This is a genomic window from Streptomyces sp. WY228 (genome assembly GCF_019287315.1).
In the GTDB taxonomy this organism is placed as follows: Bacteria; Actinomycetota; Actinomycetes; order Streptomycetales; family Streptomycetaceae; genus Streptomyces; species Streptomyces caviscabies.
Window position 1 is genome coordinate 7,505,846 of sequence record NZ_CP079114.1, and the last position, 13,257, is coordinate 7,519,102.

12 protein-coding genes are annotated in these 13,257 nt (G+C 70.3%); 10 read left to right on the forward strand and 2 right to left on the reverse strand.

From position 1 onward, the window contains the following. The first annotated feature begins 52 nt into the window (after positions 1-52). The 6 genes from KV381_RS32795 to KV381_RS32820 all read left to right on the forward strand — a co-directional run bounded on the left by KV381_RS32795 (position 53) and on the right by KV381_RS32820 (position 7,818). Positions 53-1,339: a cytochrome P450 gene (locus tag KV381_RS32795; RefSeq protein WP_103537799.1), complete on the forward strand. Its 1,287-nt coding sequence runs from the start codon at positions 53-55 to the stop codon at positions 1,337-1,339. Positions 1,340-1,363: 24 nt separating this feature from the next. Further along, a complete protein-coding gene (locus tag KV381_RS32800) occupies positions 1,364-2,317 on the forward strand; it encodes a TauD/TfdA family dioxygenase (RefSeq protein WP_103537800.1) in 954 nt (317 codons plus the stop codon). A 31-nt stretch (positions 2,318-2,348) separates the two neighbouring features. Further along, a complete protein-coding gene (locus tag KV381_RS32805) occupies positions 2,349-3,530 on the forward strand; it encodes a pyridoxal phosphate-dependent aminotransferase (RefSeq protein WP_218786939.1) in 1,182 nt (393 codons plus the stop codon). A 23-nt stretch (positions 3,531-3,553) separates the two neighbouring features. Next, positions 3,554-5,461 carry an ABC transporter ATP-binding protein gene (locus KV381_RS32810; RefSeq protein WP_256995200.1) on the forward strand — a complete coding sequence of 636 codons (1,908 nt, stop codon included), beginning with the start codon at positions 3,554-3,556 and terminating at the stop codon, positions 5,459-5,461. A gap of 229 nt (positions 5,462-5,690) precedes the next feature. Continuing rightward, entirely contained in the window at positions 5,691-6,401 is a 711-nt protein-coding gene (locus tag KV381_RS32815; protein ID WP_181007819.1) for a class I SAM-dependent methyltransferase, read from the forward strand. A 10-nt stretch (positions 6,402-6,411) separates the two neighbouring features. Further along, positions 6,412-7,818, forward strand: a complete 1,407-nt coding sequence (locus tag KV381_RS32820) for a condensation domain-containing protein (protein ID WP_181007817.1) — start codon at positions 6,412-6,414, stop codon at positions 7,816-7,818. A 282-nt stretch (positions 7,819-8,100) separates the two neighbouring features. On the opposite strand, the gene KV381_RS32825 is transcribed toward KV381_RS32820, so the two are convergent. After that, entirely contained in the window at positions 8,101-8,748 is a 648-nt protein-coding gene (locus KV381_RS32825) for a response regulator transcription factor (protein ID WP_306438625.1), read from the reverse strand. A gap of 211 nt (positions 8,749-8,959) precedes the next feature. On the opposite strand from KV381_RS32825, the gene KV381_RS32830 reads away from it, so the two are divergent. The 3 genes from KV381_RS32830 to KV381_RS32840 all read left to right on the forward strand — a co-directional run bounded on the left by KV381_RS32830 (position 8,960) and on the right by KV381_RS32840 (position 12,169). Next, positions 8,960-9,919: an ABC transporter ATP-binding protein gene (locus tag KV381_RS32830; protein WP_103537806.1), complete on the forward strand. Its 960-nt coding sequence runs from the start codon at positions 8,960-8,962 to the stop codon at positions 9,917-9,919. A 5-nt stretch (positions 9,920-9,924) separates the two neighbouring features. Then, on the forward strand, positions 9,925-10,728 hold the full coding sequence (locus tag KV381_RS32835; RefSeq protein ID WP_103537807.1) for an ABC transporter permease: 804 nt from the start codon (positions 9,925-9,927) through the stop codon (positions 10,726-10,728). 460 nt (positions 10,729-11,188) lie between these two features. Further along, on the forward strand, positions 11,189-12,169 hold the full coding sequence (locus KV381_RS32840; protein ID WP_218786940.1) for a helix-turn-helix transcriptional regulator: 981 nt from the start codon (positions 11,189-11,191) through the stop codon (positions 12,167-12,169). A 29-nt stretch (positions 12,170-12,198) separates the two neighbouring features. Here KV381_RS32840 and KV381_RS32845 read toward each other — a convergent pair whose 3' ends face one another. Then, on the reverse strand, positions 12,199-12,657 hold the full coding sequence (locus tag KV381_RS32845) for a flavin reductase family protein (protein WP_103546903.1): 459 nt from the start codon (positions 12,655-12,657) through the stop codon (positions 12,199-12,201). Positions 12,658-12,971: 314 nt separating this feature from the next. On the opposite strand from KV381_RS32845, the gene KV381_RS32850 reads away from it, so the two are divergent. Continuing rightward, the gene (locus KV381_RS32850) at positions 12,972-13,184 is read left to right on the forward strand and encodes an MbtH family protein (protein ID WP_103538195.1); all 213 of its coding nucleotides are present in this window, start codon (positions 12,972-12,974) and stop codon (positions 13,182-13,184) included. The last annotated feature ends 73 nt before the right edge of the window (positions 13,185-13,257 follow it).

Below are 13,257 nucleotides of genomic sequence, written 5' to 3' on the forward strand. Positions count from 1 at the left end.
CCGCCGTCGCCCTGGAAGAGTCAGCGGCATCCACCGACCCGGGGGTACCAACATGCCGAACGCGGAGAAGCTCCGCAGCGCTGCCAGGCTCCAGTACAAGCGTGCCGTGCTCTGGAGCCACGCGAGGAGGGGCGACCTCGTCTGTCGGCTGATGCTGCACGAGCACCTGGCCGACCCCTATCCGCTGTACGAGGGCATCCGGGCCGAGGGGCCGGTGTACCGGAGCAGGGCCGGAGTCCGGGCCGTGACGGCGCACGAGCTGTGCGGCCAGGTCCTGCGGGACTCGGCGTTCGGGCGCCGCAACGAGGACGCGGGCACGGCGGAGCCCGCGGCGGACGGCCCCCCGGCCGCAGCCGACGCCCCGGCCGGGGGCGGCAACGCCTCCTTCCTGGACGGTGAGGTGGCTGACCACATGCAGTGGCGGCGGCTCGTCGCCCCCGCGTTCCGCACCCGCAAGATCGCCGAATACCGGCACCGCACCGAGGAGGTCGCCCACCGCCTGCTCGACGCCGCGCTGGACAGGGGCGGCGACTTCGACCTCGTGACAGACTTCGCTTCCCCCCTGCCGATCACTGTGATCAGCGAACTGCTCGGCATCACCGACGTCGACGTGGACCGCTTCGCCCACTACGGCCTTGTGACGGGCCGGGCCATCGACGGGGTCCGCTCGGTACGGCAGGCCACGGAGTTCCGCGAGGCGGCCGGCGAGCTCGACGCCATTTTCACCGCCCTCGTCCGCAGGCGTCGCGACGAACCCGGCGACGACCTCGTCAGTGACCTGCTGAGGCCGCAGGGCGACGAGCGGCTGCCGGAACAGGAGATCATCGGTACCTGCCAGCTCCTTCTCACCGCCGGGTTCGAGACCACGACGAACCTGGTGTCCAATGCCGTCCTGCGCCTGCTGTCCGACCGCGAGCAGTGGGAGGCCCTCGTCGCCGACCCGAAGCTGGCGCCGGCGGTCGCCGAGGAGTCGCTGCGCTACGACCCGCCGGTCCAGTATTCGATCCGCGTCGTACGCGACGCCATGGACCTCGGCGGAGTGCCGCTGCCGTCGGGCGCCGTGCTCATGCTCGTCCTCGGCGCAGCCAACCGCGACCCCGACGTCTTCCCCGACCCGCACCGCTTCGACATCACCCGGTCCGACGCGGGCCAGCACCTGGCGTTCCTCAGCGGCGCCCACTACTGCGTCGGCGCCCCGCTGGCCCGGATGGAGTCCGATGTGGCGCTGAGCGTCCTCGCCGAGCGGCTCCCCGATCTGCGGCGTGCCGGGCGGCTGCGGCGCCGGCCGACGGCCGCGCTGCGCGGCCTGCTGAACCTGCCCGTCAGCTCCGGACGCTGACCCACCGACCCGGGAGGAGCACCCATGCATGACCCGCAGCGGGCCCCGTTCGTCCTCGGTACGCGGAGCCACCGCACGGTGGGCGCCGCGGCCGACTGGATCACGGCGCACCACGACGAGCTGCACGCCCTGCGCCGGGAGCACGGGGCAGTGCTGCTGCGTGGCCTGCCGTTCACCACGGCGGACGAGTTCGCCGTGCTGCGCGACCGGATCGTGGGGCGCCCGGCCGACTACGTGGAGAAGGCGACGCCCCGCAGCGCGTACGGAAAGGGAGTGTTCACCGCGACCGACGTACCCGCCAGGCGGCGCATCAGGCTGCACAACGAGAACAGCTACGCGCTGAGCTTTCCCCGGCTCCTGGTGTTCGGCTGCCTGACCCCGCCCACAGCGGGCGGGGAGACCTTCCTCGGGAATATGAGCGCCGTTCCCGATCTCCTCCCCGACGGCCTGCTTGGGCGCTTCGCCGACGAGGGATGGACGTTGGTGCGCAACTACTGGGGGCACTTCGGGCTGACCTGGCAGGAGGCGTTCGCCACCGACGACCGCGACCAGGTGGAGGAGTACGCGGCGGCGCAGGGGCTCACCACGAGCTGGCACGGCGACCGGCTCACCACCACGCAGCACCGGTCCGCGCTCATTCGCCATCCGGAGAGCGGTGCCACCTCCTGGTTCAATCACGTTGCCTTCTGGAGCGAGTGGAGCCTCCAGGACGAGGTACGCGAGCTGCTGCGCGACGAGTGCGGCGACGACCTGCCCTTCCGCACCTTCCACGGCAACGGCGAACCGGTGAGCCGGGCCGCCATCGAACTGCTCAACGACGCCCACGAAATGGTGAGGACCGCGGAGCGCTGGCAGCGCGGGGACCTCATGGTCGTCGACAACATCCGGCTCGCTCACGGCCGCGAACCCTTCACGGGCGAGCGCGAGGTCCTGGTGGCGATGGGCGACCCGGTCGACCGAGCGGACTGCGAACTGTGAGCGCGGCGGACCGCCCCGCCGGAGGCCCAGCATGACGCGGCTGTCCCGGCGCGCGGCGCGGGTCACCCCGATGGCGCTCGCCGCGCTGCTGCCCGCCGCGCGAGCGGGCGGGGCCATCGACCTCGCCCTCGGCATCCCCCAGGGCAGACCGGCCGAGTCCGCCGTCGAAGCGGCCGTCGAGGCCCTGCGCTCCGGGGGCAACCAGTACGCCGACCCCGCCGGGCTGCCGGAGCTCAGGCGTGCCCTGGCCGCGGAACTCGCCGCTGTGCGCGGCGTGCCGGTCGACGCCGAGCACGAGATCATGATCAGCGCCGGAGCCACCGAAGGCGTGCTGGTCGCGCTCATCGCGGCCACTGACCCCGGCGACGAGGTGCTCGTTCCGCAGCCGTTCTTCGAGAACCACCCCGGAGTCGTGGAACTGGCCGGTGCGGTGCCGCGTTTCGTGCCGCTGACCGAAGGCGCCTGGCGCATCGAAGCGGACGCACTGGAAGCCGCCGTCACGCCCCGGACCCGGGCGGTGCTCCTCAACAACCCGCACAACCCGACCGGTCGCGTCTTCGACCGGGTCGAGTTCGACGCGCTCACCGACGTGTGCGAACGGCACGATCTGACGCTGATCACCGATGAGGTCTACGACCGGTTCGTCTACGACGGGCACCGGCACCTGTCCCCCGTGGGCGACCTGCCGGCCCTGCGCCACCGCTCGGTCGTCGTCGGGAGCCTCTCAAAGACCAGGGCGATGAGCGGCTGGCGGCTCGGCTACTGCCTCGCACCACCCGACCTCACCGCGGCCATGTGCCGGGTGCACGAGCGCACCACGCTCGGCGCGCCCCACCCGCTGCAGCGCGGCGCGGTGGCGCTCGGGCCCACCGACGAGGCGTCGGTCGCCGCCGCTTGCGCGATGTTCCAGGACCGCCGCGACCTGGTGTGCGAGGAGTTGCGCAGGACCGGCTGCACGGTGCGGGTCCCGCAGGGCGGCTGGTTCGTCCTGGCCGGCACGGCCGCGCTGGCCGATGACTCGGGGGAGCTGGCCCGGCGGCTGGTCGAGGACGCCGGGGTCCTCGTCGCCCCCGGCGCGTCCTTCTTCGCGCCGCCGGAGGCCGGGCACGGCTGGGTCAGGATCGCGCTCGTACGCGACCGGGCCGAGCTGCGCACCGGACTGGACCGCATCGCTGCCGATCTCACCCGCACACCGATCCCGCCGAGAGGCTGAGGAGAGCAGTGGACAACGGACCGGTGCAGCAAACGCCCTCCCTCATCGGCACGGAGGATTTCGCGAAGCCCACCTGGGCCACCCCGGGCGAGACGGCCGCCCGACGCAGCGTTGCCGCGACCCTGCGTGCCGTCCCCGCCGCCGTCACGGCCATCGTGCGGCTGTCCTGGCGCGCCTCGCCCACACTCACCGTCGTCGTGGGCGTGGCCCAGCTGCTCGCCGGTGCCGTGGCCGCGGTCGGCCTGCTCGCCACCGCGAACGTCCTGACCGTCCTGTTGTCCGAAGGGCCCACACCGGACCGCGTGGTGGAATCCCTGCCCTCGGTCCTCGCCGTCGTCGCCTCATACGCCACGCGCGCCCTGATGGACAGCGCGGCCTCCGTCCTGCAAGGCCGGCTGCGGCCCCGCATCATGGAAGAGGCCCAGGACGCGATGAACCGCGCGGTCGTCGCGGTCGAACTCAAGGCGTTCGACGACCCCAGCTTCCGCGAGCTGATCCGGCAGGGCATACGACGGGGCCTGCCGTCGATCGACCAGAGCATCCGGCTCCTCGCCGAAGCGCTCAGATCGGTGGTCACGATGGCGTCCGCGCTCGTCGCCACCGCTGTGCTGAGCCTGTGGCTGCTGCCGGTCATGCTGCTTGCCGCACTGGCGGAGATGTGGTCGGCGACCCAGGTCGGGAAACTGGACTTTCTCAGCTTCCTGAGCAACGCCACCCGCCAGCTGCGCATCGGCGTTGTCCAGGACCTCATCGTCAAGCGCGAGTTGGCGGCGGAAGTGCGTGCCTACCGCCTCCAGGACCAGCTCATGGCCGAGCACCGCCGCGTCGCCTCCCAGCTGACCGAGGAGACGGTGCGGCTGGAGACCAAGAAGGGGTTCGTCCAGCTCATGGGCCGCACCCTCAGCGGCCTGAGCACCGGACTCGCCTACGTCCTGCTGGGCCTCCTGCTGCACCAGGGAGTGATGCCCCTCGCCCTGGCGGGCACGGCCGTGCTGGCGATGCGCAACGCCAACACCGGGCTCGCGGCCACGATGCGCTCGCTCAACCGGGTGTACGAACTGTCGCACTACATCGACCTCTACCACGGCCTGCTGAGCGACGCCGCGGGCCGCCACCACCCCCCGTGCGCCGCCCTGGCCCCGCACAACCCCACCGAGATCCGCATCGAGAACGTCGATTTCGGCTATCCCGGCAGCACCCAGCACGCCCTGCGCGACATCAACCTGTCCATCAGGCGAGGCGAGGTGGTGGCACTGGTCGGCGAGAACGGGTCGGGCAAGACCACTCTCAGCAAGATCATCGCCGGTCTGTACCGGCCCACGTCGGGCGCGGTGCTGTGGGACGGGGTGGACATCGCCACCACGACCGAGGGGTCGGTCCTGGACCAGGTGGCGCTGATCTCCCAGGAACCGGCCCGCTGGCCGATGACTGCGGGCAATAACATCCGCATGGGGCGCCTGGAGCACGACGACACGTCCAAGAAGCGCTGGCGCCGAGCGGTGTCCGCATCGGGCGCGGACGAGGTGGTGCGGTCCCTGCCCGAGGGCGAGGACACCATCCTGTCCAAGGAATTCGTCGGCGGCCGGGACCTCTCGGGAGGCCAGTGGCAGCGGATCGGAGTCGCCCGCGGCGTCTACCGCGACGCCGCCGTCCTCCTCGCCGACGAACCAACGGCCGCACTGGACGCCAAGGCGGAGGCCGTCGTCTTCGAGGGCCTGCGCCGGGCCAGCGCCCTGGACGGCGAGGGCAGCGGATCACGGACCACGATCCTGGTCACCCACCGCCTGGTCAACGTCCGCAGGGCCGAACGCATCGTCGTCCTGCACGAGGGCCGCATCGTGGAACAGGGCACGCACGCCGAACTCATGGCGAGCGGAGGCCGCTACGCGGACATGTACGCGCTGCAGGCCGACGCCTACACCACGGCATGACCGACACCACCGCGCAACCTGCCCCGACGGAAGGCTGACCGCCATCACTTCCCTTGACGACACCGCAAGCGGCGACGGCTCCCGCACCACCGCGAGTGCCCAGCACGCCTACCATCAGCAACTGTTCGGAGAGCTGTGGGACTGGTCGCGCGCTCGGCACGCCATCGCCGAGTCCGGGCTCAGCGGACTCGACCAGCTCGGCCACTTCGGCAGCTCCGGATGTGATCTGGTGGCCGATACACTCGTGGAATACGCCCCGTCCGGGCCGTTGGCCATCGCCGAACTGGGTTGCGGCATCGGTGGCGCACTGCGCCACATCCTCACGGCGTTGGCGGGCCGTACCGAGGTGACCGGCGCGGTAGGGATCGATGTCGTCGAAGAGCACGCCAGGCTCACCGACGAGATCTGCGCGGCATCGCCCCTCGGGGTCCCCGTCACCACCGTTTGCGCGGCAGCTGAGGACACCGGCCTACCGGACGGATCGTTCGACGCGGTATTCGCCTCAGGATCGGTGTCCCACTTCTCCGATGTCGCCGCGGTGCTGCACGAGGCACACCGGCTGCTGCGGCCCGGTGGCTTGCTGACCTTCACCGAAGAGGTCAGCCTCGTTCCCGACCCCGCCGCGCTCTCCGACGCCTTCCGCGCGGCACATCCCGGTACCGTCTTCCACCGGGCAACGGCCGATGAGCGCCGCGCACAACTGCACGCGGCGGGTTTCGTCGACGTATCCGTACGGCACTTGGGCGACTGGGCGGTCTCCATACTGCGCATGCGTTGGATGTCCATGCGGGTCAACCGCGAGAAGCTGGTGGAGGTCTATGGCGCCAGACAGCAAGCGGCCGTCCTCGATACGATCGCGGCCACACTCGCCGAGGTACGGCGCGGCACGGTTGTGCCCGCGCAGGTGACGGCCCGGAGGCGCCCCGTTGACCGCGGCTGAGGCACCAGTGGTGCGCACGGGGCCCGCCACTTTCGGGCAGCAGGGGCAGTGGTACGAACAGACGGCGGCGTCACCGGAGCGGCGCTACCTGTTCAACCTGTGCCAGTGGTGGAAGCTGGACGTTCCGGCCGGGGAGGCGGCGGTCCGGGCAGCCCTCGCCGAACTGGTGCGTCGGCACGAGGGCCTGCGGACGACGCTGGTGGAGGACGGTGCGGGCGGGCTGGTGCAACGGGTGCATGCGGTGCGGCCGCTGGACGTTCCCGTCGACACCGTCGAGGACCGCGACACGAACATGCTGGAGCATCCCCTGGTAAGGCAGGTCTCCCGGTCGTCCTTCGACCTGAGCGGGGATCTGCCCGTGCGGTTCGGTCTGGTGCTCGGCGGCGACGGGCTCGTCTGGCTGGTCCTGTGCGTGGTCAACCACTGCGCCTCCGACGCGTTCGCCCACGCTCTGCTCAGGAGCGAGTTCCACCAGCTGCTCGCCACACCGCCAGGGGAGCGGCGGCAGGACGAGCACCGCGCCCAGCCGTGTGACATCGCCGCCTCCGAGAACTCCCCCTCGGGGCAGCGCAGACACCAGCGCACTCTGACGTATCTGCGCGCCAAGTACCTCGAAGCACCGGTGAGCGCCCACCTTCCGGACGGCGCCGAGGGCATCACGGGCAAGCGGTTGCGGACCATGGTCCGCGTCGACCTGAACTCCACCGCCCTGCGCACGGCGTCGCGGTGGCTCAGGAGCGCCGAGGGGGTCTCCCTGGGGGCGCTGGTCCTTGCGCCGTTCTGCTCACTGTTCGCGGCGCACACCGGCCAGGAGAGGGTCCCGTTCAAGGTGATGGTCACCAACCGGTTCGAACCGGGCACCGGTAGCAGCGTCGCGTGCATGTGCCAGCCCGGCCTGGCGGTTCTGCGGACCTCGCCCACCGAGACCGTCATGGAGGCGGCCCGCCGCTGCCAGCATGATCTGCTGATGGCCTACCACCACGCCAAGTACGACATCACAAGCGTCGAGCGGCTGTTCGCCGAGGTTGCGGCCGAGCACGGACCGGTGCGCCTGGAGCGGCTCTTCGACTGCCTCGACAAGCAGCCGGGCACCGTGCTCGACACGGCCCCTACCCGGGCCGACCTGGAGCCGTTCCGGTCGGAGGTGACCTGCTCCGAGCCCTTCCAGGCGCACGGCACCGAGCAGACCTTGCGGGTGCGCGGCGGCGAGTCGGACGTCTGGATCACCCTGCTCACCGACATCGACGTCATGTCGGCCGACCTGGCCCGCCAATCCCTGCGCGCCGTCGAATCAGCGGTGATCAGTAGCTGCCTCGGCCCCCCTCCGAGCGTCACCGGCCTCGCCATGGACTTCGGATTCACGCCGACCACCCGCCATCGCCCGCCCGGCAGGCGGCAGTTCGACGACAGGGCCTAGTCTCCCGAGTCAGCAATCATGTTCAGACATGAGGCGAGGCGTTCGAGGGTCTCGTCCGCGACCTGAGGGCTTTCCCGCTTCCTTCGCCATCGAGCGCGTCGACCAGTGGGTCGCGTTCTTCGGCCCCGAGGGCCTACCAGCGGCCCCACACCAGCAACGACGAGCGGACTGAGACCCTGGCAGACTTCCAGCACATCTGCGACCACCACCGCGGCCGTACCGCCCGCACTCGCAGGCCGGCCACCCATCAGCCGCTTCAATAGCGCCGCGAGTTGTCACCCTTCAGGGGCGGGGGCCGGTCAGGCCCGCCTCGTGGGCCGCGATCGCAGCTTCCACTCGATTGCGTACCCGGAGTTTGCCGAGAATCGCGCTGACATGGGCCTTCACGGTGCCTTCCACCAGATGCAGGCGCGCTCCGATCTCGGCGTTGGACAGGCCCGTGCCCAGCAGCGCCAGGACCTCATGCTCCCGTTCCGTGAGGTGCCCGACGGGGAAACGGGACGCCTCGTTCGCCATATGCCCCCTACGGAGCCCGGCGACCACCCGATCCGCCACCTTCCGCGACAGATACGCGCCGCCCGCGGCGACCGCATGTACCCCCGCGATCAGCTCGCGAGGATCCCCCGCCTTGAGCAGAAAGCCGCTCGCGCCCTCCTTCAGCGCACGGGCTATGAAGTCGTCCTCGCCGAAGGTGGTCAGCATGAGTACGGCTGTGCCCGTCAGTTCGCGGTGGATCTGCGCGGCCGCCGCGATGCCGTCGAGCCGCGGCATCTGGATGTCGAGCAGCGCCACGTCGGGCCGGTGCAGACGCACCCCCTGGACAGCCTCGTGCCCGTCGGCCGCCTCGGCGACGACCTCGATGCCGGGGTCCTTCGAAAGGATCGCCCGGACACCCGCGCGGATCATGGCCTCGTCGTCTGCCAGTAGCACCTGGATCACCGCTGCAGTATACGGAAGTCCTCCTCCGGGGACTCGTCAGAAGAAGCCTGCTCGCGGCCCAGCGGTGAACCCCTGACGAAAGTCATGGGTGGCTCTGCCGTTGGTAAGGGCAACTGCTGTCGAACGGCTGATGCGCCCAGGCCGCGGGCTTTCTACGGTTGATCCGAGAACGACGATTCCGAGCATCGAACGAGGGACACACGTGATCACCCTGCGAGGGCTGACCAAGCGGTACGGCGACACACTCGCCGTCGACGGCTTGACGCTGGACATCAAGGAAGGGCAGGTTACGGGTTTCCTCGGCCCCAACGGTGCCGGCAAGTCGACGACCATGCGCATGATCCTCGGCCTCGACAACCCCACCGAGGGCGAGGCCCTCATCGACGGCAAGCCCTACTCCTCGCTGCGCCACCCCGTGCGCGAGGTCGGCGCCCTACTGGAGGCGAAGGCGCTGCACCCCGCCCGTTCGGCCCGCAACCACCTGCTCACCATGGCGCGCAGCAACGGCATCCCGGCGCGCCGCGTGGACGAGGTGCTGGAGACGGTGGGCCTCACGAAGGTGGCGCGCAGGCGAGCCGGTTCGTTCTCGCTCGGCATGTACCAGCGGCTCGGTGTCGCGGGCGCCCTGCTCGGCGACCCCCAGGTCCTCATCTTCGACGAGCCGGTCAACGGCCTGGACCCCGACGGCGTGCGGTGGGTCCGTGAACTCGTGCGGACCCAGGCCGCCGAGGGCCGGACCGTCTTTCTCTCCAGCCACCTGATGAGCGAGATGCAGCTGACCGCGGACCAGCTCGTCGTCATCGGAAGGGGGAAGCTGCTGGCCGACGCCCCCATCGCGGAACTGCTGGCGAGCAGCTCCCGGGCCGGCGTGCGCGTGCGTAGCCCCCACACCGACGGACTGCGGGCGCTGACCGAGCAGCTGCTCGCCTCCGAGGGCGCGCGGGTGGAGCCGGCCGGCGACGACGAGGTCGTGGTCAGCGGCTGGACGGTGGAGGAAGTCGGCGACCTGGCGCACCGACTCGGCGTACGGCTGCATGGCTTGAACGCGGTGTCCGCATCACTGGAACAGGCGTACATGGAACTGACAGCGGAAAGCGTGGAATACGGCACGGCGCGCACGGTCTTCGGCGTACCGGCCGCCCAGCGGAAGACGGAGGCGTGAGGGACATGGCGACCACGACACGTACGACGCCTGTGGACGCTCCCGAGCGGTCCCGCACGGAGCACACCGGCGGCGGGCTCCTCGGGGCCATCGCCGCTGAGTGGGGCAAACTGTGGACGACCCGTACGCCGTACGTCTGCATGGCGGCGGGCGTGGGACTGACGGCGGTGTTCGCCTTCTACTACGGGTCCATCGCGCGGATCAACGACGAGCCGGTGCAGGCGGTCGGCAAGGCGCCGATCGCCTCCGTCATCCTGCTGCAGTTCATCGTCGTCGTCCTGGCCATGACGACCGTGACGAGCGAGTACGCCACGGGCAGCATCCGCACCTCGCTGCAGTGGGTTCCTGTCAGGCACCGGGTTCAGCTGGCGAAGGCGGCCGTCACCGGAGCCGTCTCGTTCGTCGGCGGAGTGTTGCTCGGCGCGCTGGGCATGGCCGTGGCGTGGGTCCCCTTCCGCGGCCACGCGTCGTTCGAGACGGGGGAGGCGGTGCGTCAACTACTGGCGATCGGCGTCTACCTGGCGTTGGTCGCGGTGCTCTCGGTCGGTGTCGCCTTCGTGTGCAGGTCCGCTGTCGGCGCGCTGGCCTCCCTCTTCTTCCTGCTGGCCGGGCTGCCGTTCGTCCTGCTCGGACCAGGCAGCGAGGTGCTCCGGAAGATCAACGACGCTCTCCCGCAGAGCGCGGGCGGCCACTTCATGGCGGGGGACGGTGACCCGTACCCCTCGCTGGTCGGCCTCCTGATCGTCCTGTCCTGGGCTGTCGCGGCCCACCTGATCGGCCTGGCCGTACTACGTCGACGGGATGCCTGACCGCATTCCGACGCACTGCCAGGTCCCGGCTCCGGGCCGTCCTTCCATGGCGTCTACTGCACTCCCTACGCCGTACGAAGTAAGTAACCAGCCCTGAAAATAGTGGTGACGTTACTGCATTGAGCCCTTAGAGTGTGGACAGTCGAAGCACTTCTTCATGGGGGTGGATGTCGTTTGAGTTCCTCGCATCCCGCTCCCGTAGTGCTCCATGGCGATGTGGGACCGCTCGAGCGGCGTGGCCGCCGGACCACCGACGGATTCCCCGCACCTCAGCTTGTCGACGTCAAGCCGTTCCGCGGACGCAGTCGACCTGACGTGCCGTCATGCATCGGATGCGGCTGACGTGTCGAGCATCATCTCCCGGCGCGTCCCTCGCGGATCGCGCCGATCCTGTCCGCAAGACGTTCGCGTGCGCGTCCGCCGGCCCAGCGGCGGACGCACGCATCGGAGGGATCGATCCATGCAGAACGTGCACTTAACCATTGATGACCTCGCGAAGCTGAAGATCGTGCCGACGGTGGGTCCCGTTGCCGAGTCGGTCTTCGCGGTCGATCTCCTGCGACGAGGAGCGGGAGGAGCGCCCTTCACCAAATGGCGCAAGGCGGTCGGTCTCAAGATGCGCCGGACCCGTTCGTCAGCCGACGTACTGACGGGGCCGGGCGGGCCGCGGCCTCGACCCGCTCCGGAATCCGAGGAGTTGCAGCAGCGCGCCCGGGGCAGCTGGCTGTTCGACCTGGTGTCGTCGGAAGGACCGGCTGACGACGTCGAATGCCCCGATCCCGTGATAGAGCGGGTCCACCACCTGGGCGTCGCCCCGTACTGGGCACAGGCCCGCACCCACCTCCAGCTCGACCGGGACCGGCGCTGCCAACTCCTGGTCAGTGGCGGGATAGAGCACCTGCTCAGCACCTTGCACGCCTGGATCGACTGGTCCCCGCCCGTGCTCACCGTGGCGTCGGGCCGGACGCAGGAGATCGAGCTGCGGGGCAACGGCCTCGTCATCGTGCCGTCGCTCTTCCTCGCCCAGCCGATGGTGTTCGCGGACCCCGAGGGAACGGACCGTGCACCTGTGCTGGTCTACCCGGCACCGCTGGACCTCGACACGGCGGACAGCCTGTGGAGCACCGTGGGGGCCGGGGACCGCGCACTGGCCGCCCTCGTCGGCCGCACCAGGGCCAAGGTGCTCCAGGCGCTGACCGAGACGTGCAACACCAGCGAACTGGGGCGCAGGCTCGGCATCTCGCCCGCTGCGGCCAGCCAGCACGCGACCGTGCTGCGGGAGGCCGGCCTGGTGACCAGCCGAAGACGGTCGAACACGATGCTGCACTCCCTCACGGCGCTCGGTTCGGCCCTCGCCATGGTCGGCGGCCCCGCCCTCGACACCGGCACGGCCGAGCCCGCGCGCTCCCCGTGCGGGCCGGGGCCCGGCGCCCGCGCCTGAGCGGCGCGACCCGCCCCGCGGGGCGGCCGTCAGTCGGACGGCCACCCCGCGTACTGGCGCAGGCCGTACAGCAGAGGCCGGGGCGAGCCGGACGCGATCCGCACCCCGGTGACTTCGGCGAAGACCACCTGGTGGTCGCCCATGCTGTCGTACTGCCGCACCGTGCAGTCTGCGATCGCGTGGGCCGCGTCGATCAGATGCGGGACACCACTGCCCGGACCGGATGCCCAGGTCACCCGGTCGAACCGGTCGGGGTCCCCGGAACTGAACAGCTCGGAGACTTCCCGGGCGTCCTGGTGCAGCAGGTTCGCCGCGAAGACGCCCCGCTCCAGAACGGCCTTCAACGTCGGGCTCGCGTTCCTGATGCACACCAGCAGAACCGGTGGTGAGAGGGAAACGCTGCACAGCGACGTGCACGTCATGCCCAGGGGCGTTCCGTCGGGCAGGGCTGTGGTGAGGACGGCGACCCCCGATGGGAAACACGTCATGAAGGAACGGAAATCACCGCTCGTCGCTGTGGTGGGGTGCGCGGTGTCCACGTTCGCGCCGCCTTTCCGCGGGCCCGGGCTCTCCCGGGGTGTCGGTTCACTGTGGCAAGGGCGCCCACCACTGTCACGGATTTTCACCGGTGGTGAATGACTGAGGCGACCGCTCCGACTCGCCTTCTCCGCCGTCATTAAGCCGTTCCTGAATCCCAGCCGGAATTCCCGTCGGCCGGTGGTCCGGCACACCGGGATTCGTACACTTCGGTCCTGTGCGCCGCGCGAACCCACGCGTGGAGAAGGAATGAAGGAGCCGGACCATGAGCGTAAATCCGTTCGAAGACCCCGATGGCACCTACCTGGTGCTGGTGAACGACGAAGGGCAGCACTCCCTTTGGCCGACGTTCGCCGAAGTGCCCGCCGGTTGGACGGTGGCCCTAGAGTCGACGGACCGCCAGTCGGCACTCGACTACGTCAACGAAACCTGGACCGACATGCGCCCCAAGAGCCTCATCGAGGCCATGGGCGGCTGAAGGCCGCAGCAGCACGACGCCAGATGGCGAGTCACCGTCCGCACGTTCTGTCCGGCCACGGGCGCATCCGCCC